This window comes from Micromonospora sp. NPDC049497, assembly GCF_044465805.1.
Classification (GTDB): domain Bacteria; phylum Actinomycetota; class Actinomycetes; order Mycobacteriales; family Micromonosporaceae; genus Micromonospora.
In genome coordinates, this window is record NZ_JBITMC010000026.1 from 44954 (window position 1) to 66711 (window position 21758).

17 protein-coding genes and 2 pseudogenes are annotated in these 21758 nt (G+C 68.2%); 12 read left to right on the forward strand and 7 right to left on the reverse strand.

The window, feature by feature from the left end; all coding sequences use genetic code 11:
- Positions 1-142 precede the first annotated feature (142 nt).
- The 12 genes and pseudogenes from ACIBR0_RS26330 to ACIBR0_RS26385 all read left to right on the forward strand — a co-directional run bounded on the left by ACIBR0_RS26330 (position 143) and on the right by ACIBR0_RS26385 (position 8849).
- A complete protein-coding gene (locus ACIBR0_RS26330) occupies positions 143-1258 on the forward strand; it encodes an FAD-binding oxidoreductase (RefSeq protein WP_396720033.1) in 1116 nt (371 codons plus the stop codon).
- 62 nt (positions 1259-1320) lie between these two features.
- Complete coding sequence (locus ACIBR0_RS26335) at positions 1321-1947, forward strand: N-acetyltransferase (protein WP_396720035.1); 627 nt, start codon at positions 1321-1323, stop codon at positions 1945-1947.
- 221 nt (positions 1948-2168) lie between these two features.
- Positions 2169-2432, forward strand: coding sequence for a hypothetical protein (locus ACIBR0_RS26340; protein ID WP_396720037.1), 264 nt, complete (start codon positions 2169-2171; stop codon positions 2430-2432).
- 11 nt (positions 2433-2443) lie between these two features.
- Complete coding sequence (locus ACIBR0_RS26345; protein ID WP_396720061.1) at positions 2444-3889, forward strand: APC family permease; 1446 nt, start codon at positions 2444-2446, stop codon at positions 3887-3889.
- A gap of 197 nt (positions 3890-4086) precedes the next feature.
- On the forward strand, positions 4087-4893 hold the full coding sequence (locus ACIBR0_RS26350) for a hypothetical protein (protein ID WP_396720039.1): 807 nt from the start codon (positions 4087-4089) through the stop codon (positions 4891-4893).
- Positions 4890-6098, forward strand: a complete 1209-nt coding sequence (locus ACIBR0_RS26355) for a histidine decarboxylase (RefSeq protein ID WP_396720041.1) — start codon at positions 4890-4892, stop codon at positions 6096-6098. Before ACIBR0_RS26350 ends, ACIBR0_RS26355 begins: the two co-directional genes overlap by 4 nt.
- Positions 6099-6174: 76 nt before the next feature.
- A complete protein-coding gene (locus ACIBR0_RS26360) occupies positions 6175-6363 on the forward strand; it encodes a class I SAM-dependent methyltransferase (RefSeq protein ID WP_396720043.1) in 189 nt (62 codons plus the stop codon).
- 71 nt (positions 6364-6434) lie between these two features.
- On the forward strand, positions 6435-7661 hold the full coding sequence (locus tag ACIBR0_RS26365) for a hypothetical protein (RefSeq protein ID WP_396720044.1): 1227 nt from the start codon (positions 6435-6437) through the stop codon (positions 7659-7661).
- A gap of 152 nt (positions 7662-7813) precedes the next feature.
- On the forward strand, positions 7814-8245 hold the full coding sequence (locus tag ACIBR0_RS26370; protein WP_396720065.1) for a hypothetical protein: 432 nt from the start codon (positions 7814-7816) through the stop codon (positions 8243-8245).
- The gene (locus ACIBR0_RS26375; RefSeq protein ID WP_396720046.1) at positions 8143-8562 is read left to right on the forward strand and encodes a hypothetical protein; all 420 of its coding nucleotides are present in this window, start codon (positions 8143-8145) and stop codon (positions 8560-8562) included. The genes ACIBR0_RS26370 and ACIBR0_RS26375 overlap by 103 nt, the downstream gene beginning before the upstream one ends.
- Positions 8508-8633 (forward strand): annotated as a pseudogene (locus ACIBR0_RS26380) (transposase); the annotation flags it as partial. The gene ACIBR0_RS26375 and the pseudogene ACIBR0_RS26380, both read left to right, overlap by 55 nt.
- A 15-nt stretch (positions 8634-8648) precedes the next feature.
- Positions 8649-8849: a hypothetical protein gene (locus tag ACIBR0_RS26385; RefSeq protein ID WP_396720067.1), complete on the forward strand. Its 201-nt coding sequence runs from the start codon at positions 8649-8651 to the stop codon at positions 8847-8849.
- A 625-nt stretch (positions 8850-9474) separates the two neighbouring features.
- Here ACIBR0_RS26385 and ACIBR0_RS26390 read toward each other — a convergent pair.
- The 7 genes and pseudogenes from ACIBR0_RS26390 to ACIBR0_RS26420 form a co-directional block, all read right to left on the reverse strand.
- Positions 9475-10740 (reverse strand): Wadjet anti-phage system protein JetD domain-containing protein, encoded by a 1266-nt coding sequence (locus tag ACIBR0_RS26390; protein WP_396720048.1) that lies wholly within the window; start codon positions 10738-10740, stop codon positions 9475-9477.
- A complete protein-coding gene (locus ACIBR0_RS26395) occupies positions 10737-14075 on the reverse strand; it encodes an ATP-binding protein (protein ID WP_396720063.1) in 3339 nt (1112 codons plus the stop codon). The genes ACIBR0_RS26390 and ACIBR0_RS26395 overlap by 4 nt, the downstream gene beginning before the upstream one ends.
- A 2-nt stretch (positions 14076-14077) precedes the next feature.
- Entirely contained in the window at positions 14078-14749 is a 672-nt protein-coding gene (locus ACIBR0_RS26400; protein WP_396720050.1) for a DUF4194 domain-containing protein, read from the reverse strand.
- Complete coding sequence (locus ACIBR0_RS26405) at positions 14742-16244, reverse strand: DUF3375 domain-containing protein (RefSeq protein ID WP_396720052.1); 1503 nt, start codon at positions 16242-16244, stop codon at positions 14742-14744. Before ACIBR0_RS26405 ends, ACIBR0_RS26400 begins: the two co-directional genes overlap by 8 nt.
- Before the next feature lie 270 nt (positions 16245-16514).
- Positions 16515-19511, reverse strand: a complete 2997-nt coding sequence (locus ACIBR0_RS26410; protein WP_396720054.1) for an AAA family ATPase — start codon at positions 19509-19511, stop codon at positions 16515-16517.
- Entirely contained in the window at positions 19508-20743 is a 1236-nt protein-coding gene (locus ACIBR0_RS26415) for an exonuclease SbcCD subunit D (RefSeq protein ID WP_396720056.1), read from the reverse strand. The genes ACIBR0_RS26410 and ACIBR0_RS26415 overlap by 4 nt, the downstream gene beginning before the upstream one ends.
- Positions 20744-20802: 59 nt before the next feature.
- Positions 20803-21663, reverse strand: a pseudogene (locus ACIBR0_RS26420) (AAA domain-containing protein); the annotation flags it as partial.
- Positions 21664-21758 lie beyond the last annotated feature (95 nt).

Here is a 21758-nt window from a genome sequence, read left to right on the forward strand (position 1 = left end):
TTCAGGTTGACGATGCGCCCAGGGATTTGTCGCATGGAGGGTGGTGGCCGTGATGACTGAACTGGAGAGGCAGGTAGTTCTCCCCCTCGCTGTCCATGAGGGTGCCACTGACCATTTTTGGTCGTTTATGGAGGATCGTAGTGTGCGGTTCCTGCCGCAGCAGTTCGCGCCGATGTTCTTCTCCACCCTCGGGCAGGTGGTCACTGGCCGAGGAGATCCGGCTGGGCGGCGTGCCGCGCTCGTGGTGTTGGGGCGGATGTACCAGCGTTTCGGGCTGCATCCGTACCACGGGACCGTGGTCGCGGCGGCAATGGTGGACACGGTGCGTCGGTTTTCGATCGTGAGCTGGGAGCCGGCATTGGCGAGCTGGTGGGAGCGGGGTTGTCGCCGAGCGCTCCGTCTGGCCGAAAGGGCCGCGGCGGTCCTGGGCGACGGTCCTCAGGCGACGGTTGGCGAGGTGGTGGCCCGCGATGCGACGACCGACGGCGTCGCCGTCTTGACCGTCCGGCCGATGCGGCGTCTTCGCTACCTGCCGGGCCAAGCGATGCCGGTGTGCACACCGCGTCTGCCGGGGCAGTGGCGGTGGTACTCACCCGGGAACGCTCCTCGTCCGGACGGGACGGTGGAGTTCCATGTACGGGCACTCCCGGACGGTGCGGTTTCACCGACGCTGGTCGAGCGGGTGGTGCCGGGGGAGTGGCTGTGGTTGGGGCCTGCGGTTGATGTAGGGCTGTCGTTGGAAGGCGCCGGGGACGCCGACCTGCTGTTGGCCGCTGGGGGTACGGGTCTCGCGCCGATGCGGGCGCTGATCGAGCAGGTCGCCGCCTCCCCGATCAGACGCCGGGTGACGGTGGTGGTGGGATGGCGGGCACTGTCCGACCTGTATGACGCCGTAGCGCTTGACAAGCTGCAGCAGGCACATGGTGACTGGCTGACGGTGGTGTTGGCGTTCTCCGACGACCGTGATGTCGAACCGGCCGCGCAGGGCGACGTGCTCACGGTGGCCCTGCGCCACTACCAGGATGGGCAAGCGTTCTACGTTTGCGGTCCGCCGGGGTTGATCGACGAAGCGCGGGCCCGCCTGCCATTGGCGGGGATCGAATCGGGAAACCTGCATCTCGCCAGGACCTTCCAGCCAGCGATCGACATGCTGCCGTGGATCTCGTGCCAAGGGGCGGCATGCGCTGACGAGTCCTGGCTGGCGCTGGACATCCCCGATGGCACCGGCGCGCGCCCGTCGCCGAGGGACGGGATATGACGCTCGTGGAACCGCTGATTCGCCGTGCGACCGGTGAGGACGTCGGTGCGTTGTCCTCGGTCATGGCTGACGCCCTGATGCCCCGTCCCTTGAGCACCTGGCTGGTACCGGATGCGGCCGAGCGTCATGACGTCCTGCGCCACTGGGCGCACATGGTGTTGACGCAGGGACTGGCGCACGGCCAGGTCGACACGACCGACGACCACACCGCTGTGACGGTCTGGTACCTGCGACGGGAACCGCCCCCGCTGGCCGCGGTGTGGATGTACGACCTGCACCGGCTCCTCGGCCCGCACGCGCCCCGGTTCGCCCTGCTGCACGCCTACCTTGACGCGGTGCTGCCGCACCCGCCGCATCACTACCTCGCGCACGTCGCAGCCCGTCCCGAGCACGGCGCCGCCGAGAGGGCGCTGCTGGTCAACCACCACCGGCGTCTGGAAGCGGAAGGGCTCCCGGCGTACACGGAGATCAGCAGCTGCCGGCCCCGCGGCAGCGTGTTCGCCGATCTCGGGTACGAGCCGCGCTCACCGATCCGGCTGCAGCCGGGCGGACCGGTGCTGTGGCGGATGTGGCGGCCTCCGCTCGGCCGACGGCCGCCTGGCGGACTACCGCGCCGAGTGCGCCTGCACCGAACCGCAACTTCCCTGCGGCCTCAGATCATCCGGGCAGCACCGCCGCGCTCTCCCTGATCAGAAAGATCCACGTGACCGATCACCTGCCGGCGATGGCCTCGCGCCTAGCAGACCACCTCGCCGCGCCCTATCGAAGGAAGGCACCCCTCATGCTGACCAGAAACCTCCATCCCACCGCCACGCCGCCGCCCCGCACGCGGAACTTCGGGCGATGGATGAGGCCTGCAACGCCCGCTGCCGTGTCTACCGCCGCCGACGTCCCAGGCTCGGGAGACGGCATGCGGGACGACGCCTACACGTGGGGGTATGCGCTGCGGCGGGAGTGGCCCGACGGTACTCACGACCTGTTCGGGTTCACCCCGGAGGCTGGCACCGCGCAGCGGCGGCTCGACCGCGACCAGGGCTACTGGCGCAGCGGCCCGGTACGGCCCATGGCGGTGTACGTGGTGGCCGCCAACGCCGCCGACGTGAAGCAGCACCCGGTATATGGCTGCCGGCGCTCGGGCTGCCCGAACTCTCCGGACCGGGGGCAGCAGCGGTGAGGGCGACGCATGTGCAGGTGGCCCTTGCGCGGCGGACGGTGACGCCGTTCGGCTTGTGGGTGTTCGGGGCGGCAGCGTCGGCACCCATGGTGGTACTCGCCGGTGGCATCGTCGCCACCTACGCGACCACACAGGTCACCGCCCTGCCGTTGACCTTCGTCCTTGTCGCGGTCGTGGTGGCGGTACTCGCGGTCGGGTACACGGCGATGGCCCGCCAACTCGGGCACCCGGCCGCCTACTACGGCATTCTCGCGGGCGGGTTGGGTCGCGGCTGGGGTGTCGCCGCCGGCTTCGTCGCTCTCGTCGCGTACAACGCCATCCAAAGCAGCCTCTACGGGTTGTTCGGGGCGACCATGACCGCGCAGCTGGGCGGAGCGTGGTGGGTGTGGGCCGGCATCGCCCTGGCCGTGGTCGGCGTGCTGGGGGTTCGGGCGATCGTCCTGTCCACCCGGTTCCTCGCAGCGGTCCTGGCGGTGTCGCTGCTGATCGTCGCGGCTTTCGTCCTGGCGGGAGTGGGACAGCCGGCGGCCGGTGAGCTGTCCTGGGAGGGCTTCGATGCCTCAGGACTGGCGGTCAGTGGCATCGGCGGCGCGGTCGCCTTCTGCGTGGCCGCGCTGATGGGGGTCGACGCCCCAGGGTCGTTCGTCGAAGAGGCTACCGACCGCAGGTCGGTCGGCCGGGCCACCATCGGGGCAGTGGTCGTCCTCGGCGGGGTGTACGCGCTCGCCGCGTGGGCGATGGGGGTGGCGGTCGGCCCCGACTCCGTCGCCGAGACGGCATCCGACCCTGCGGCCGGGCTGCCATTCTCGGTGTTGGAGCGCCTCAGCGGTGGGTGGGTTCCCATCGCGGAGCTGATGCTGATCTTCGCGATCGTCACCTCGATGCTGGCCTTCCACAGCGTTGTCGCCCGGTACGTGTTCGCGATGGCCCGCGACGGTGTCCTGCCCGCCGGCCTGGCGCGGACCGGCAGCGCGATGAGGGTCAGCGCGCCGCGCGGCGGGTCGCTGACGCAGACCGGCATCGCGACCGTGGTGGTGGGCGCGTTCGCGGCGGCCGGCGCTGACCCGATCGCGGCGATGTTCACCTGGCTGTCAACGCTGGGTGCCATGGGCTTGCTGTGCCTGCTGCTGGCCTCGTCCGTGGCCGCCATGACGGCCCCGGCCAGCGTGCGCGGCCCGGATGCCGGCGCGTGGGAGTGGCGGCTCGCCCCCGCCTTGGGTGTGCTCGGCGGGTCGGTGGTGCTGGCCCTGATGGTCGGCAACGTCGGCTCCCTGCTCGGCGCCGCCCCCGGGTCGCTGTATCCGTTCTTCCTGCCCGCGATCCTCGCCGCCACCGCACTCGTGGGCGGAGTGTGGGCCGGGCACCTTCGGCAGGCCAGTCCGGAGGTCTACGCCGGCATCGGCCGTGGCACCCCGAAGACACATGCCGTTCCCGACGCCATCAACGTCTCAATCTGAAGGGAGCGATGATGATGACCCACGCGGCGAGGCCGCCTGCTGGGAAGCACTACGACGTCGATCCCGTCAACTTGGGCTGGCGACCGGCTTCATCGGCAGCAACGCCGGCCGAGCCGCCCAGAGTCGTGTCCCATGTGCCACCGCCCGGCTACCGACATGCTCATGTTCCTGCCGACTACCCGCGCCCACCCGAGGCCATGGTTCCCCCGACCCCGACCCCGCCGTCCGCGCCGTCGTCGGCGGACGAGCAGGCGCCGGTCGGTGATGGCATACCGCCCGAGGTGCGGCGCTGGGCGGACCTACGCAAGCAGGTCGCGTACCGATGCAAGCGCATCAACACCGGCCACATGGTGGAGGCGGATCAGCGGTTCGGGCAACGCCACGCGCTCGGCCCGCACGGGGTGCTGCTGTTCTTCGTCTCCGACGCCCAGGCCGAGCCGCACGGCTACCGGCTGCACACCGCCTACCGGCTGTGGCTGGCCTCCCCGGACTCCGACGACCTCCCTCGGCTGCTGGCCGACCTCGACGGCGTGGCCCGGGACAACATCACCCGCGCGGCCTCCGTCCGGCGCCGCTGGCATCCCCTCGGCCCGGACGGCTCGATGGTCAACGGCGGAGACATGAGCCTGCCCGAGCACGCGACCTACGTCGGAATCGGGGTCAGCACCCTCGACTCCGACCAGGGCCGCTGGTACCAACTCGCCCACACCCTGCGGGACCTACCCGCCACCGGACACCGCCTGTCGGTCTTCGACCTCAAAGGCCAGGCGTACGCGCTGCTGACCGACGGCACCGCCATGCACATCGACCGCGACCCGCACGCCCGCCTGGGCGTAGACGGCATCCGCTGCAACCGCACCTTCGATGCGGACCGGGTCACCTACTACAACCGCCACGAACACCTGACCGAAGACGGCGACGACGCCACTCGGGCAGTGTGGCGGCACCTCGGCGCACTGCACCACACCCTCACCGCGCACCTGCACGGCGGGCGGCCGGTGTGACCCACACTTTGAACCTCGCCGACGCCACCGAGCTGAGCCGCACGCCGATCGACGTCGGAGCCGTCCTCGACCACCTCGTGCGCGAGGCCGACGCCGCGGCGGCCACGAGCATCGGATTCCCCGGCGCCGTGGACCTCGACCACACCGAGGTCATGACCCGCCTCGGCAGCAGGCTGTGGAACAACATCGGCGACCCCGTCGATGACGGCGGAGTGGTACACACGCGGGCGCTGGAAGGCGCGGTGATCACCTGGATCGCCGACCTGCTCGCCATGCCCCCCGCCGACCGCTGGGGCTACGTGAACAGCGGCGGCACGGAAGGCAACCTGTCCGCCCTGCACGCCGCACACCAGCGGGACCCCACCGCCCGCATCTACTACTCGACCGCCGCCCACTACTCCGTGCCGAAGGTGGTACGTCTGCTCGGAGCCCGAGGCGTCCCGGTCAAAGCGCAGCCGGACGGGGAAATGGACTACACGCACCTCGCCGCACAGCTACGCAGGCGGCGCTGCTGGCCAGCCATCGTCGTCGCGACCGCCGGCACCACCATGACCGAGGCGGTCGACGACACCGGCCATATCCGCGCCGTACTCGACGAGCACGGCGCGGCCGGATACCTGCACGTCGACGCGGCCCTGTCCGGCATACCCCTGGCCCTCGACGGCCTGCTCCGCCTGGATGACACCAGTGGCATCAGCAGCATCGCCATCAGCGGCCACAAGTTCCTCGGCACGCCGACGCCCTGCGGGGTGGTGCTCATCCGCGACCACCTGCGCACCCACGGCAGCCGCGTCGCCTACACCGCAACGGCGGACACCACGATCACCGGCTCGCGGTGCGGGCTGGCCGCCGCGCTGCTGTGGCACGCCATCGCCGCCCACGGTCGGGAAGGGCACCGGTGGCGGGCCACCCAAGCTCGCCGCCTCGCCGCATACACCACCGACCGGCTCAACCTGATCGGTTGGCCCGCCTGGCGACACCCGCACGCCTTCACCGTCGTCCTGCCCACCCCGCCCGAGCAGGTCAGGAAGAAGTGGCTGCTCGCCACCGACGGCGACACCAGCCATCTGATCTGCATGCCCGGCATCACCCGAGGACAGATCGACGCCTTCATCGCCGACCTCGCCGCCGCCGCGCCGCCACGGTCGATCCCGCGCCCTAGGCAGCGACAGCACGACGCACCAACCGCAAGCAGGACACCTTGAGCCCCGCCATGTGGCTGATCTCCACGGATGAGCCCTACACCGCTGAGCACGAACTTCACGATGAGGAAGCATCGCGATGACGACTCTTCACGGCGGCCAGCTACGCCCTACCCGGCTGCGCGAACTGCTCGACCCGATCATCCGTCAAGAGTTGGACCGGCTCGACATTCAACCTGGCCAGCGCGTCCTGGAAGTCGGTGCCGGCACGGGCGAGGTCACCGCCTACCTGGCCGTCGGTGCCGGGATCTACACCGCCGTAACGTAGGCCACGAAGCTGCCCTAATTCGGGCCACTGATGGCGCGGACGGTGGAGCCCTGTCGGTGCTACCCCGCATCATGATGGTGGACAAGCGGGAGGGGAACTGTGTGGCCGATGTGCGGTACATGCGGCTCGGGATCGATCTGAACCTGAGCCGAGCGGATCTGGGGCACCCGGAGCTGCCGGGACTGTGGCAGGAGCTGCGGTCGCGGACGATCCACCAGGGTGAACTGCGGTGCATGGGCGCCTGCTACACGAACGACCCGGACTGTCCGGAGTGGATGTACTTGAAGGGCAAGCCGGACGGGACTGGCCTGCGCCAGGCTGTGCACCTCAACCCGTCCGCCGTGAAAAACCACCCGGATGCCGTCGAGACGGACAAGCACAAGGCCCTCAAGGAGCGGGTCGCGACCGTCTCCGAGCGGGCCGGCTTCTCCGTCGAGGTGGAGGCCCGCTCGTCGACCGGCAAGCGGGTCACCGACGTATTGGTGCGCGGCGAGGGCGGCCTGGTGCTCGGACACGAGCTGCAGGTATCGAAGCTGTCGATCCCGACGATCAAGAAGCGCGTCCGGATCGCCCGCCAGGACGGCCTGATGCCGATGTGGACGACGGACAACCCCGCCGTGCAGATCGAGCATCGTGTGGCGTGGGCGACGATCCCGACGACCAACGCCGGCTGGGTCCGCGGGGGCAATGAGCTGCTCGTTTCCGGTGGTGTCCGCGACGCCGACATCGACCGGTGCGGCCGCCGTAGCGTGTACTGCCCGGTCACCCGGAAGCGGCCGTGCGGCAAGCTGCACGTCTACCTGATCGCGACCCGAGGCCTGAACCTCGACGAGCTTGTCGTCGGGGCGGCGGCCGGCGGCTGGCGGTCGCTCGAGGAGACTGACTCGCGCGGCCGGCCCATGTACTACTGGGTGACGGCCGCCGACATGGAGCGGTACCTCAATGACCGCGCGGGCCGTCGGCCGGTCCCGAACGTCGAGCTGGACCCCGACCCGGACGACGTAGTAATGATGAAGCCGCGCGAGCTTAACCTGGACTGCAACTACGGCGTCGACACGGGGTTACGGCGACCGCCGGCGGCTCCCCGGGATCCGCGCGGCCCGGTGGTGTTCGACCTCGGCGGGGCGGCAGCGAAAAATCCGGGCATCAGCTTCAACTGGAGCGGCTACGCCGCCGGTGACCGGCAGCCGTGTCGGATCTGCGGGTCCGGCGCGTTCACCCGGGACCAAGACGGCAAGCCGTGCCACAAGGTGTGCGCCGAAAACGAGGCGCCCGAGCGGGCGGTCAGGCAGGGTTGATAAGCCCGCTGGCCCGGTCGGGCTCTAACGTCGACCCCGACAGCTCGCCGCTGAACTGCGACTTGATGGCATGAAGGAGCGGGGCCTCGCTCCTCGTGGGTCCCGGGCGGGATGCTTGGGGTGCTCACGTCTCACGACGAAGGAGGCCCCTCATGCAGGCAGAGTACGACGGTCGGCAGTTCGTGGGTATCGATCTGCATCGGCGCCGGTCGGTGATCGTGCGGATGACCGAGGCGGGGGAGAAGCTCGACGCGGTGCGCATCGACAATGACCCGGTTGCGCTGGGGTTGGAGATCGCCAAGGCCGGCCCCGACCCGGAGGTGGTCCTGGAGGCCACTTACGGCTGGTACTGGGCGGTGGATGTGCTGACCGCGGCCGGTGCCCGGGTGCATTTGGCGCATCCGTTGGGGGTAAAAGGTTTCGCCTACCGGCGGGTGAAGAACGAGCCCGGGACGCCGCCGATCTGGCGGATCTGCTGCGGATGGGCAGGCTGCCGGAGGCGTATGTGGCCCCGCCGGCGGTGCGTGAGTTGCGGGAGCTGGTGCGGTATCGGGCCAAGCTGGTCGCCTGGCGCAGCGGCCTGAAGGCGTCGGTGCATGCGGTGTTGGCCAAACAGGGCGTGCACATCGCTGTCTCGGATCTGTTCGGCGTTGGTGGGAGGGAACTGCTCGCCCGGGCACCGCTGGACGGCGCCTATCGGGGGCGGGTGTCCTCGCTGTGCCGGCTGATCGAGGCGGTCGACTTCGAGATCGACGCGGTCGCCGGGCCGATCCGGGCCAGGCTTGCCGGGCACCGTGGTTACACCACGATCCAGGCCATCCCCGGTGTCGGTCCGTGCTGGGGGCGGTGTTCGTCGCCGAGATTGGCGAGGTCGACCGGTTCCCCGGACCGGCGCAGTTGACCTCATGGGCCGGGCTGACCCCGCGGCACCGCGAGTCCGATCTCGTCGTTCACTGGGGACGAATCACCAAACAAGGCTCCACGCTGGTGCGGTGGGCCGCGGTCGAGGCCGCCCAAAGCGTCCCGCACCGCGCCGGCTGGCTGGTCTCCCGACGGGCGGCCATCGCCGAGCGCCGTGGACGCAACATCGCCACCGTCGCGGTGGCCCGCAAGCTCCTCACCCTCGTCTACTACGGCCTGCGCGACGGGCACATTCGTGCCCTCGCACCGGCCAAGGCGGCGGCGTGAGCAGGTTCGGACGTGACCGGACGCGTGGTCGTTTTGTGTCTGGCCCCCGGTCGGCCGACGGCGAGGCCGCCCGCTTGATTGACCCCGTCCGGTCACGGTCGCAAACCACCATGCCCCGACTCCCGTGGGCGAATGGATGACCGGCAGCCGAACCCCTCGGCCTGCCCTTCCGACATCGGTCGGAACTGGTGACGCGACCACACCCACAACGCCGTCTTCCGGCATCACCAGCATGGCGCGCACGGCGCCGGCGTCAAGGCCAAGCCCCTGCGGGGTGGGCCTACGGCCCAGCCATTGACCCCGGCACCGCAGACACGCCTGCCCGAAACCCATTGCCGGAACCGGAAAAATCAATGTCAGAGGGTCAAAACCCGAGCCTTGACCGGCCCCACTCCTTCATCGATGACACAGGTGTGCGACTAGCCCGCGCGGCTCCTTTGGTCTGGGCCCCCGGGCGCCAATATCGTGCCGCCTTCAAGCACGACGTCGGGCTAAATCGGCTATCGGCGGCTGAACGGGATAGACGTTCGGCTGTGCGGGGATAGCTCGAGCTGGGAGAGTCCCCTGTATCCGGCTTCGGGTACGCGCGGATGAGGGCGATCTGGGTACCGAGCGGTGACCGTGTCTATTTCGACGACGGACGTGGGCGCCACCGATCTGATTCCTGCCCCTTCAAGATCCGTAGCAGTTGAGCTACGGCGTGGGTGAGAGGGATGGCTTCTTGTTCGATTCGGCGAAACGGGGTAGGGCCCGCAGTAGCGATGGTGGCGTACGCGATGGCCTCGGCTTCGGTCAAATGCGGCAAGAGCTCCCGTGACGGTTTGATGGGCCGGCCGGCCTTGTCGTGGTTTATGCCATGCAGGGAGTAGTGGTGCAGGTCGGTGGCCTCCATGAGGATGGAGGTGACATGTTTAGCTGGTGCACCGTCCGGCGTGGGCACGGCGAGCGTGGCGCGGAAGTGGTTGAGGATCGCGTACCCGTCCGCGTCGATATCGCCCCAGTAGACGACGTGGTTCGCGGAGCGGATCCAGGGCACGTCCGCGAGTAGGGCGGCTGCGGCCTTGCCGCCTCCCTCGACCACGATCGTGTCGCTGACCGGCGGAAACCAGAGGCGGGAGTCGCGGTTCTCCACGACGAGGACGACGCGCGGCTGGTAGGCGATGTCGTGCACGTCCCCGGTAGTCCAGGCATCGTGCCTGCGTCGGCCCGATGCCGCGTGGCGTGGGTCGATATAGGTCAGATGTATGACGGTCAGCCGAGGTCGGACTTCATCCCGGACATCACGTCCAGCAACGTCGCGCAACAGCGCGCCGTGGGTGCCGAGCCATTTGGTGTGCATCCCGGGCACCGGAAGTTGCCGCAGTGTCCAGTTGCCGGCGTCGGGGTGCTGGCGTAGCCAGGTCACCGCGTTGATCAGCACATCTACGTCGTTGGTTGGAAGGCCGTAGACGGCCCGGAGTATGGCCGGGTTGAGGGTGGCGCCCGCGGACTGCAGGGTCGATGCCAGGGCACGGGCCCGGCCGACTTCCACGGTCATTGGTTCAGCCTGGTTATGGGTGTCGGCGATAAGCGTGGCGGCGCCGTCCAGGTCTGCATTGAGCACGGCCGGGAAGTCGCCAGCGACTCCTCGGATGGTCACCGCGGTGCAGACAACTTCCACGCCGGCGGGGAGCTGACTGCCGAAGTCGCGCCACTGCATGCGCCAGCCGTGCCAGGTGGTATGCCCGAGCTGCTCGACGGCCTTGCCGGTCCTCAGCCCTGGGCGGAGCCGAACGGAGAATACGACTGGGTCGCCGACACCGAGCTCTGCGCACACCGCCTCCGCCCACTTTTGTTCGATCTTGCTGCGGACAGCTGCGACGGCGTCTTGTGGGGTGACGAGTGCGCTCATGCGTCCGGAACCCCGACCAGAAGCTTCGCCCCGGATCGACCGTGGGCGTTCTTGAGGATCACGTACTCCGCGTCCACGTGCGGTTCGATCGCGCTGTGCTTGTCGTTCGGAGCGCCGATGACCAGCTGGAAGCCCAGTCCCCGCCACGCGCCGATGGCGCGGCCGGTGAAATGCGCGTCCGCCTTGATCAGCGCCTCGTCGAGGAAGACAGGGGCATAGCGGGGACGGACGGCGCCCGCATCGCCCAATTGGTACCGCAGAGCGGCGCCGACGATGAACGCGACGAGCTCCTGCGACTCGCCGCCGGACTTCTCGCCGATGTGGTCGTAAACGGCGACGTGCCTCCCGTCGAGGTCGACTTTCTCGGCACTGATCCGGACGTGGTTGCGCACGTCAACGAGGTCGGCGAAATCCGGCGCGGTGCGGCGGATGCGATCGATAACCTTCGACATCCGGTGGTAGGCGCGTTCCCGGTCGTCTTCTGTTGCAGCCTGATCGATGAAGGCGCGTACGTCGCGCAGCTCCTTGCGGAAGCGAGCGCGCGCCGTGGAGTGGCTCTCCTGAGGGTCGATGCGCAGCCGGTGTTTGTCGTCGGCGAATGGCAGTTCGGCGAGGATACGGTTGACCGGGTCGATCCGGTCGCGGATCTCCCGGATAGCGGCGGCGAGCTCGCTATCCAGGCCGGTCAGGTCGTTGCCGGACAGGTTGAGCAGACTGTCCCGCCACTCGGTCTCCAGCTCATGCAGGCCACTGGTCTCCAAGTCGGTGAGCAAGCGGTCGAAGTCGCGGTAGGAGGCGTCTGGGTCGATGCCGAGGTTCGGGTTCGGCCAGCGCTCAAGGAACATGGAAAACGTGTCGTGCAGCGCCTTCCTCGATCGGCCGATCGACTCCGTCGCGGATTGCCGGTCGGTTGTGAGTCGCTCGGTGGCGCGATTCACCCCGGCGTCGAACTGCGCGAGCACGTCCGCAGGGCTGGTGCTGTCCGTGTCGCTGTCGAAAAGCGTCTCCAGGTACTGCCGGTGTTCCTGGCTGAGGTCGACGCCTGACTCGGCGGCCGCGTCAAGCGCCGTTTGGGCGCGGTCCACCTCGTCGACGGTCGACGCCCATGACTTCCCGACCGCTTTCAGGGCGTCCTTCTGCCGGCCGACACGTTCGGTCAGATCCCTGACCTGCTGCTTGAGGTCGTCTAGTTGGCGCTGCAGCTGATCGATCTCCGGATTGCCGGCGCGGATCTCGTCGATGACGCGGTTCCAGCGTTCCCGTTCCGCCCGGACCGCATCGACATCCACCTGATCCCACGACAACTCGGTCAACGTCTGGTAGGCCGTGCGTCTGGCTTCCATCGAGTTGAGGCTTTCCTCCTCCCTCAACGCCCTCGCGGCAGCATCGTCAAGGCGCTTGCGCGCGAGGTTGATCCGGTCCTCAAGCTCGGCAAGCGTCCTGCTGTTCGTGAAGCCGAGCACGTTGGCCCGGCCGTGGCCGCCGTGCGCGCCCCGGCCACCTTCCGACGTCTGGCCGGTGATCGTGAGGGCCTTGGGGTACTGCGGCAGCAGCCTTGGCGTGTCGACGCAGACGAAGGCGAACCGGCGGGCGAGTTCACCCTTGAGCCAGGCGGTGAACAACGACGGCCGGTAGTCGAGCCTTCCGGGGAGCGTCTTGCCGTCCAGCCCAACCTCGTCACGCAACCCGGTGCGCACGCCTTCGAACTGGACCCTCATTGCGGTCGGCACCGAGTTGATCGCCTCGCGGAACGAGTTCAACCTGCCGATGTCGATTAGCATCCGGGTGGCGAATCCGCCGAGCGCCAGGTTGAAAGCCTCACGCCACGGCTCGAACTCCGTGCGTACCTCGATCAGCTCGCCGACGAACGGCAGGTCGTCGGGATTGAGTCCAGCGGCCTCGGCCAACGCTGCGCGAGCCGCGTGGAGGTTAGTCGGGATATTACCCCGGCGGGCCTTGACTGCGTTGCGCTCGGCGCGCAACCCTTCCAGCACTCGCTCGGCCTCCTTCTTCTCCGCCACCGCGTCGGCGTACGCGTTCTGAGCAGTCCTCCGGGCGTCGATGTCAGCCAGAGAGCGATGCGCCGCCTCAACCAGTCCGGCGAAGTCCTCACCGGTCGAAACTCGGGCGTCGATCGTGGCCAGCACCCGGTCCAGTCGCTCCCGAGCGCGTTCGGCGTCGTCCAGCCGCCGCTCCGCGACGCGGATCTCCCGCTGTGCGGTGTCCATACGGTCGCCACCGGACGCACGAATGATGTCGGCCACCCCGTCGCGCTGCGCCTCGGCCGCGTTGACCAGGGCGTCCGTCTCCGCCAGTTCCTCCTGGGCCCGGCGGTGCCGCTGTTCTAGGTCCTTCTCCACCGAGCGCAACAGGTCGAGCCGGCGTTGATGACGCCACAACGCGGCAGGCGACGTCGCATCGGTGAAGGATCCGATCTCGTCGATCGAACGCAACCGGTCCACCGCTTCGTCGATGGTGCGCCGGTGGTCGCGAATCGGAGTCAGCGCCTTCACCTGCTGGCGGGCTGTGATCATCCTGACACGAGTGCCGGACAGCTCGTCGAATTGCTGCACCACCGCGTCCGCAGTGGCCAGCGTGGACGGCTCCTCCAGGACCATCGTCTTGTACAGGGCGTCGACCGTGGTGATCTGCTGGCCGGCCTGAATCCGTCCCAGCAACGCGACCGCCTTGTGCCCGTCGCCGGCGGCGCCGATGCCGAGCGTGGTGTGCAGCCGCGCGGTGAAGTCCCGGTCGGTTTCACTCCAGTTTAAGCCGGTTGCCACGACGTCGGCACGGGCGAACTTCTTGCCCGCCGGACCTTCCAGCGCCCGCAGCTGATATCCGTGGTCACAGGTGGCCCGAACCGGCACGACGTCGTCTAGGCTGCGAGCGGACGACGGAACGTACCAGGCCCGCAACGCGGTGAACTCGGCACCGGTGTGGTCCACCCATGTCATGGCGATGGCGGACCAGGTGTCACGGCCGTCGCCACGCAGCACCCGCAACTTCGTCTCACCGTCGGTGCGGGACTCGTCGACTTTGCCGCGCGCGTAGGAGAGGATGTTGCGCTGGTCCTTGCCCCGGGGCCTGCCGACCACTCCGCCGTTGGACGCCCCGTTGAAGGGAGTCGTGTGCGGCATGAGCAACGCGATGTACGAGTCCATCAGCGTCGACTTACCTGATCCGGAACCTCCGGTCAGCAGGGTCGCGCCAGGGGCGAGCCGCAGGTGGTGATACCCGTCGTAGCCGCCCCAGTTGACCAGTTGCAGGTCCCGCGCCACCCACTGCTGACCTCGCGACGCTGCCGGGACCAGCCCGAACAGTGTGTCGATCATGCTCACGCCGTGGCCTCATTCTGTTCGCGCAGCCACTGGTCCAGCTCGGCGAGCTTCTCCGTGCTCAGCACGACCTCCACCATTGGGGTGATCCGATACCGGCCTGCGGACTCCTCCGCGAGTAGACCTTCGGTGACCAGCCGCTGCACCGCGTTGCGCACCTCTTGCTGCCGCCGGGCCAGATTGTGGTCGTGCGGGTCGAAGTAGGTCAGCACGGTCTGCTCCAGTTCCTCGATGTCCACGCGCGCGGACGTCTCACCCGTACCGCGTTCCCGCTGAAATACGGTGCGAAGGTGTACCAGGACCAGAGTCTCGGCCCGGTTGTAGGGGTCGTCCTTGAGCAGGATCGGCACGTCCAGCTCCACTGACCGCACCTGCTGCTTGTAAGCGACGCCTCGGTCGTGGTCGACCACGAGGCGGACGAACAGGTCGTGCAGACGCGATTCGATGATTTGCTGGTTCTCCAGCAACGTGCGCCATTGCGCCGGGTTCTTCTCTGCGAGCAGGAACTTGCGCCGTAACAACTGGACCAGCACCCGGCGTACGTCAGCTTCCAGCGTGCCCGCGTCGCCGGCGAACAGCTCGGCTGGGTCCTCCTCCATCGAAACTGGGTCGATGAACCCGGCCGCCACGCCTGCCGACCAGCTGTCGTCGGTGCCATCCGGCTCACTCATCGCTACCACTCCTGTCTGCGCCCGCCGGATTCGCCGCCACCACACTGCCGAGAGCGAACCGTCGCCGGCTCCGGTCAGGTCGCACCGTGTCGACCACCGCGACCTCGGCCGTCTCGGTCATTCCGGCGCCATGTGCGATCTCCAGCAGGCCGAGCAGATCAACCGGCCGCTGGATCTCCTCGCTTGCTGCACGGAACGCGGCCACAACGTCCACACTCGCCGCCCCGCCCGCGAAGGCTTCTAGGTGCGCACGCAAGTCGGCGTACCGAGGACCGCCCCATGCCCGCGTGTCCGCAGTCGGCATGTCCTCGGACTCGTCCCAGTCCCGCAACGGCGCGGGAGGCTGCGGTGGCCGAGGGTCGCTCATCCGCTGACGCAGGTGTCCGACGTCGGCAACCGGCAGGCGACGCAGCGGCTCGACGGCCTCGCCGCGGCGAGAGCCGGGAACCCACTTGTGCAGGCCAGACATCACGTCCCTCAGCAGTTCATCTACCTGGCGGTCTCGCATCGGATCGTGGTTGCGAACTTGGGTGGTGATGACATGCGATGCCTGCCGCTGGGCGGCCAGCACCTCTTTGACCCCCTGCTCGATCCGCCGCGATATCTCGGTAAGCTCGCGCCGCTGCTGCTGCGGCAGCAGCTCAGTGAACCGGTGCCGCAGCACGGTACGGAGCTGGCCCCACAGGTCATCGATCTGCGCCGGGTCTCCGATCAGGCGCAGTGCCCCCGCGAACGCGCGGCCTTCCGGTGTCGCATCCAGGATCCGCTGGCCGCGCACAAGGTACTCACGCAGCACCTCACCGGTCGGCCGCACGTCGTGCCGCAATTCCGCGACAACGTCGCGCTGAATGGCTTTGATCGACTCTGCCACGCGGCCGAAATCCGCGGGTAGCTCCCGCGCCAAGTACAGCACATTCTCGGCCGCCTCAAGCAGCTGCTCGTCATCGACAGTCTCGACGGCGCCGCCCTTTTCGAGCCGAGTCAACTCCTTCTGCCGCTGCTGGATCTCCTCATGGAGGCGGACCATCCGCGACATCAGGTCCGGATCAGCGTCCTGCGCAAGTCGCTCGATCGCCTCCAGCAACGTCCTTACCCGCGACTCCGACACCCTCGTACGGGCTCCGCCGACCCGTCCAGCAACCTCGAGCGCACCGACACCGTACGCTGAAAGCCGATACACCTCGGCATCGTCGTCGGACACCTGTCGCACCAACCACCCTGCCTGCACCCACTGCCGGCAAAGATCACGCGCGTTCCCCGCGGGCAGCGGCTGGCTGTCCTCGTCGCCGTAGCCGGCAGCCCGCAACTGGTCAAGGGCGTCATTGATCTCCGCATGCGCGTCCGCCACCGCAACCGTCGGACGCTCTGCGGTAAAGACCATCGCCAACACCGTCACCACGAATGGCGCGTGCGTCTGGTGAAGCAAGGCGAGCATCGGATTCTGAAACGCCCGAAGCGCTCCCTGGTAAGCACCTTCAACACCTCGCGTGGCCATCAGCACGTAGCGTACGGCGCAGGTACGACACGGAAGACCTCGCCATTGTCGTCGGTACTCATGCCTGCGGCGATCGCTGATGTTCTCCCGACTGAATTGGGCTGTCTGACGAGATCGAGACTGGGCAAGGTCCGCTTGGGTAAGTTACTGCCCACTCGCGGAGGCCCGGGCATGGGCACAGTCACCCGAGTCGTGGTGAGGTGATAAGGACAACTGCTCGCTTGCGGTGCCATGGCTCCTAGCTCTGGGCGGATCGGTGCTGGGGACAGGTCAGACGTGTAGGGAACCGGTTTCGAGGTCGTCGGCGAGTTCGTGCAGTTCGGTATCGGTCGCCCAGCGCACCGTGCTCCCGGCGCCGTTCTTCGTGACACGGAGGAGTGCGGGGACGTGCTGTGCCACGGCGAGCATGTGGCTGATCACGACGACGAGGCGGCCGACGGTGACCTGGGTGGACAGGGCGTCAAGGGCGTAGGTGAGGGCGTTGTGGTCGAGACTGCCGAAGCCTTCGTCCAGGAACAGCGATTCAGCTCTCCCGCCGCTGCTGCTGGCTTGTTCGACGACGGCGAGGGCGAGGGCGAGGCTGGCCTGGAATGTCTCGCCGCCGGAGAGGGTCTTGACGTCGCGGAGGCTGCCGGTGTGGGAGTCGTAGATCTGGAAGTCGGGGCCGAACGCGAACCGGCCGAGGGTCATGCCGCGAATGATCGTGGTGGCGGATCCGAGCAGGTTCTGCTGGCGTTCTTGAACCACGGCGGTTCCGAACTTTCCGTTGCCGAGCAGTTCGACGAGGACGTTGAGGGCGTCGAGGTGGGGCTGGACGGCTGTGATGCGGCGTTGCAGGTCGGCCATGATCGGGATCTGGGTGAGTGCCGTGTCGCGAGTCTCCACGGCGACGGCACGGCGGCCGACGGCGTCGTCGCACGCCGTTTCGATGGGTTTGCCGTCGGTCGGCGCATTGCGGGTGATGTCGGCTGCCTGGCCGGCGATTCGCTCGAACAGAGGGGTAATGGCTGCGGCGCGAGCACGTCCTGCCTCGACTGCCTGCTGAGCGAGATCCTTCGTTCTGATGGCCCAGCGGGCCTGGGTGGCAATATCGGCGGTGAGGTCGAGGGTGCTGGCGGGTGGGCTGTGCAGTACTGCTGCGAGCGTTGTGTAGGCGGCGGTGATCGCGAGCATCCGTTGCTGGCTCTGCTGTGCCGGGGCCGTGATGTGGTCGGCGCGCTTCGTCGCCAGCTGAGCGCGGCGTTCTTCGAGGTGCTGGGTTGCAGTACCGAGCTGGGTCAGCGTGTTCCACTGCTCGCCCAGCCGTAGCCGGTCGGCCACGGCTTGCTTCTTCAGCTGGTCTACCTCATCCGGGCTCGGCGGCTCCGGCCGGTACTCGGCCGGCAGTTGCCGTATGAGTCCGGTGATTCTGGTGCGCAGCACGCCGAGGTGCTCGGTGGCCTTCTCGATCTGTTTGGTGCGGCTGACTATGTCCTTGTTGATCGCTTTGGCAGTCGCGATGGCTTCCGCGGCGCTGTTGCGGACCTGCCCGAGATCGGCGGCCTTGGCCGCGGTCAGCTCTTGGGCCCCGGCGAGGGCTTCGAGGGGTGCTTGCAGGATCTGATCGTCAGATTGATCGAGGTTGACAAAGCAGCCTAGCTGACGGGTGAGAACCGAGAGTGCGCTATGTGCCTGGGCGGACGTGGCGGCGAGTCGGGTGGCTGTCTGCTGGGCGAGGGTGTGCGTCTCCCGTTCCTTGCTGAGCGCGGCCGTGACCAGGTTGGCCGTGCGCCTGGCTTGGGCTCGGGCCGCCCGCAGTGCTTGCTCGGCGGTGTGCAGGGCCGGTGCATGCGGGGGTACGAAGCCATCAGGCAGCTGGTGCTGGCAGATTAGGCAGGCGTCGCCCGGCCCAAGGTCGGTGGCGGCATAGGCGGCGGCGTTCAGGCGCTTCTGCGCTTCGAGGGTCTCCTCGGCCGCCGTTGTCGCCTGGTCGGCTTGCTCCGCGGTCGCGCGGTGCTGCTTAAGGGTCGCGGCTGCCGCCGCGTGATCCGCTTGCTGGGCTTTCAGCTCCTGACCGAGTCGCATAACGCTGGCCGTGAGTTCCCGGGCGGTACGCAGGTCGGTGCGCCAGGCGTCGAGTTGCTTCTGGAGGTCGGCTTCGGCGGATTCGGCATCCTTGTGCTCCTGCTCCAGGGTGAGGCGTTGTGTGGTGAGGTCGCTCGCTTTCGCTTCGATGCCGGTTGTCTCGTTCTGCACGTTGTACAGCTCGGTGGCCGCAGCGGCATGACGGTTACTGGCTTCGGCCTCTTGCTCGAGGACCTCGCGCAACTGTCCGAGAGTCGTGGCGGCGGTGGCGGGTACATCGGCGAGTGGACCGCCCGGTCTGCGGTCTCCCAGCTCGTCGAGGAGCTCGTGGCGCTGCTGACGCAACGGTGCCAGCTCGGCGATCAGCGCCCCGTCCTCAGTCGAGAGCGCCGCATCGTCGGCAGCGAGCCCTGCCAGTTGCTCGGGCGCGTCGGTTTTGAGCGCGCAGGCGAGCGCGTCGGCCAGCTCCAGGAGCTGGCCGCGTTCGTGTACGGCGTCGGTGCGCTGCTTGTCGAGGCTGGCGAGTTGGTCCTTTGCCGTCTTGAGCTGCTCGATCTGCTCGTCGGCCTGTCCGATAACTATGTCGGCTTGGGCTGCGGTGGCCCGCGGGTCCTCAAACAGGGCAGCTTTTCGCTCGTTGAGTGTATGCAGCTGAGGGATGATCGCGTCTCGACGGTCGCGGGCTTGCTGCGCGATGGTATCGAGGATGTCGAGTCCCAGCAGGCCTTTGAGCATGCGTGTGCGTTCCGCGGGTGAGGCGTGCAACAGTTCTTCGAACTTGCCCTGCCTGAGCAGCACCGAGCGGACGAAGGTCTTCTGGTCGAGGCCGATGAGCTGCTGGATGCGCGTGTTGGCGGCGTCGCGGCCGACCCGTGTCTCGGAGCCGTCGAGGGCTTCGAGCCGGTGGTGGGAGTTGGTCGAGGTCTTCGACAAGCGCCGGCTGACCTTCCATTCTTTGCCGCGCGCTTCGAAGATCAGTTCCACGGCGAGGACTCCGTCGCCGCCGTCGGCGATGAGGACCTTCGGGGTGGCGGCTTCGAAGGTGCATGCTCCGAAGAGCGCGAAGTTGATGGCGATGAAGATGGACGACTTGCCGGCGCCGGTGTCGCCGGTGATCCCGACGAGGCTCTGGCCGCGGAAGTCGATGTGTTGCCGGCTGCGGTATGACCGCAGGCCGGAGAAGGTGAGTTCGAGCGGTCTCATGCGGCGGCTGTCCCTGTCACGTGGTCGTCGGTGAGCAGCGTTTCGACGGCGAAGCACGGGTCGCGGTCCTCGTGGTCGGCGACGAGGAACTCCGCCATGAGCGCCATCACCATGCTGGCGGGGGCGGTGCGTGTGTCGATCTGCTGCAGGTAGGCGCTGAAGGAGTCCAGCAGTGGTCGCTGGGCGGTGACGGTGCCGGGCTCCACTATCAGGGCGCCGCCGCGGGTACCGGCGACGCGCTGTTGGACGTCCAGCACGGTGGCCCGTTCGAGGAGGTCGTGAACGCGTTGCGACAGGGCGGGGTCGTGCGTGTCGGTGTGCACAGTCGCCAGGCACAGGGCGTCGCCGATCGTCTCGACCTGCGACTGTAATTCCCTGAGGCTGCCTTCGAACCGGATCAGGGCGCGGCCGCCTCTGAGTTCGATCGGCTCACAACTCGCTGGCTTGCCAGGCTCGAGGGTGACCAGCGTGACGCTCTTACGCTGGCCGGCCTCCCCGAAGTCCAGCGGGATCGGGGAGCCCGCGTAGCGGCCGAGGACAGGGCCGGGGAGGTCCTGCGGGTCGTGGATGTGCCCGAACGCGGCGTAGTCGACCGGCGGGATGGCGGCGGGATCGCAGGCGTAGTCGTCGCTGCAGTGGCGGGCACGCTCGCTGCCGGAGAGCCCGGCGCCGGTGACGTGCAGGTGTGCTGCGAAGACGGTCAGCTCGCGGGTGGGGTCCAGGTTGGCGGTGAGGCCGGCGGTGATCTTGGCCTGCAGGTCGGCGATACGGGCCCGATAGACACCGGCCCATCGCCGGGGGTCATCGAAGACATCGATGCCGCGTTCGGCGGACACGAACGGCAGAACTCCCAGCCGCAGCGTGTTGCCGTCGCGGCCGGGGAGTATGAGGTGGTCACCGCTGATGCCGACCGGCTTGTTGACGAAGTAGAGCCGGTTGAGGCGTCCGAGCCGGTCAAGGTAGCGCATCTGGCTGAAGTTGTCGTGGTTGCCAGCGACCACAACGGTGGGGGCGATGGCCGCGAGTTCGGCGAGAGCGTCGACGACGCGTTCGATTTCGGTGTGGCTGACCTTAGAGTGGTCGATCAGGTCACCGGAATTGACGATCACGTCGGGGCGCACGTCGCGGGCGATGCTGATGATTTCGGTGAGGGCGTCGTCGAGGTCGGTAGCACGGGAATGGTTGTACGTGGTGCGTCCGGCGTGCCAGTCGGAGGTGTGCAGCACCTGCATGTGGCGGTGGCCCTTTCGCGAAGGGGAACGTGCGCTGGCATGGATGCGGCTCGCCGAAGTCAGGCAGGGGCGCTGACTCGGTGTCCGTCGAGGTGGGCGAGGACGGCTTGGTTGGCTTCCCACCCGTCCGGGAACTTGATAAATGATCTGAGGTGCATCGGCTCGGTGGACGGGTGGGCGTCCAGTAGCTCCGGGATGCCCTGTCGGCCCACGACGATGCTGGCGTGCCGGTGCCGGGAGGCAAGGACACACAGTCGGCCGGATTCGAGGTGGAATGCGGTGGCGTCGATCCGCCCGGACAAAGGGTGCAGGATGACGGTGATGTCGAACTCGGCGCCCTGCAACCGGTTGGCGGTATCCACCCGGATGCCGGTGGCGCCACGGGCACGGAGTTCGCGGCCGAGCGCGGCTACCTGGTCGCGGTGCGCTGCGCCGACGGCGATCCGGTCGGCGGCCAGCGGACGCCCGCCGCGGGCGAATTCGCAGTACGTTTCCGCGCCCCGCTGCAGCAGGCGCGCGGCGATGTCGGCCGTCGCGGCGATCGCCTCTTCATCGGTGCGTACCGTGTTGCGATGCGGCAACTCGTAGAAGCCCCATCCAGTCTCGGTTGCCATGGTGATCACCTCGTCGACCGGGGTGGGGCGCAGGCCGGGAACCCGCAGCACGATGTTGCGGTCGGCGGCGGTGGTGCCGGGCTGGAAGGGGGTGAACGGGTAGAACGCGTCCTGCACGACTCCGGCAGCGCTTGGCGGCAGCCGCCACGACAGGGGTAGGTGGTGCGGCGTGATGTCCGGGTTGTTGCGGAGCAGCACGGCCACTGCGCTCTGCATCGGATCCCAGGGCAGGCCGGCCCACCGCTCGCCGTCGACCGGTGAGAACGGGTCCAGTTGCCCGGGGTCACCGACGAACAGCATCCGCTTAGTGAGTGTTTGAGAATTCGGCTCAGGTGTTGGTTGCCTGGGCCGGATTCGTGTGTCGGGCTAGGCGGGTGGCCATGACGTGGATCATGGCCCAG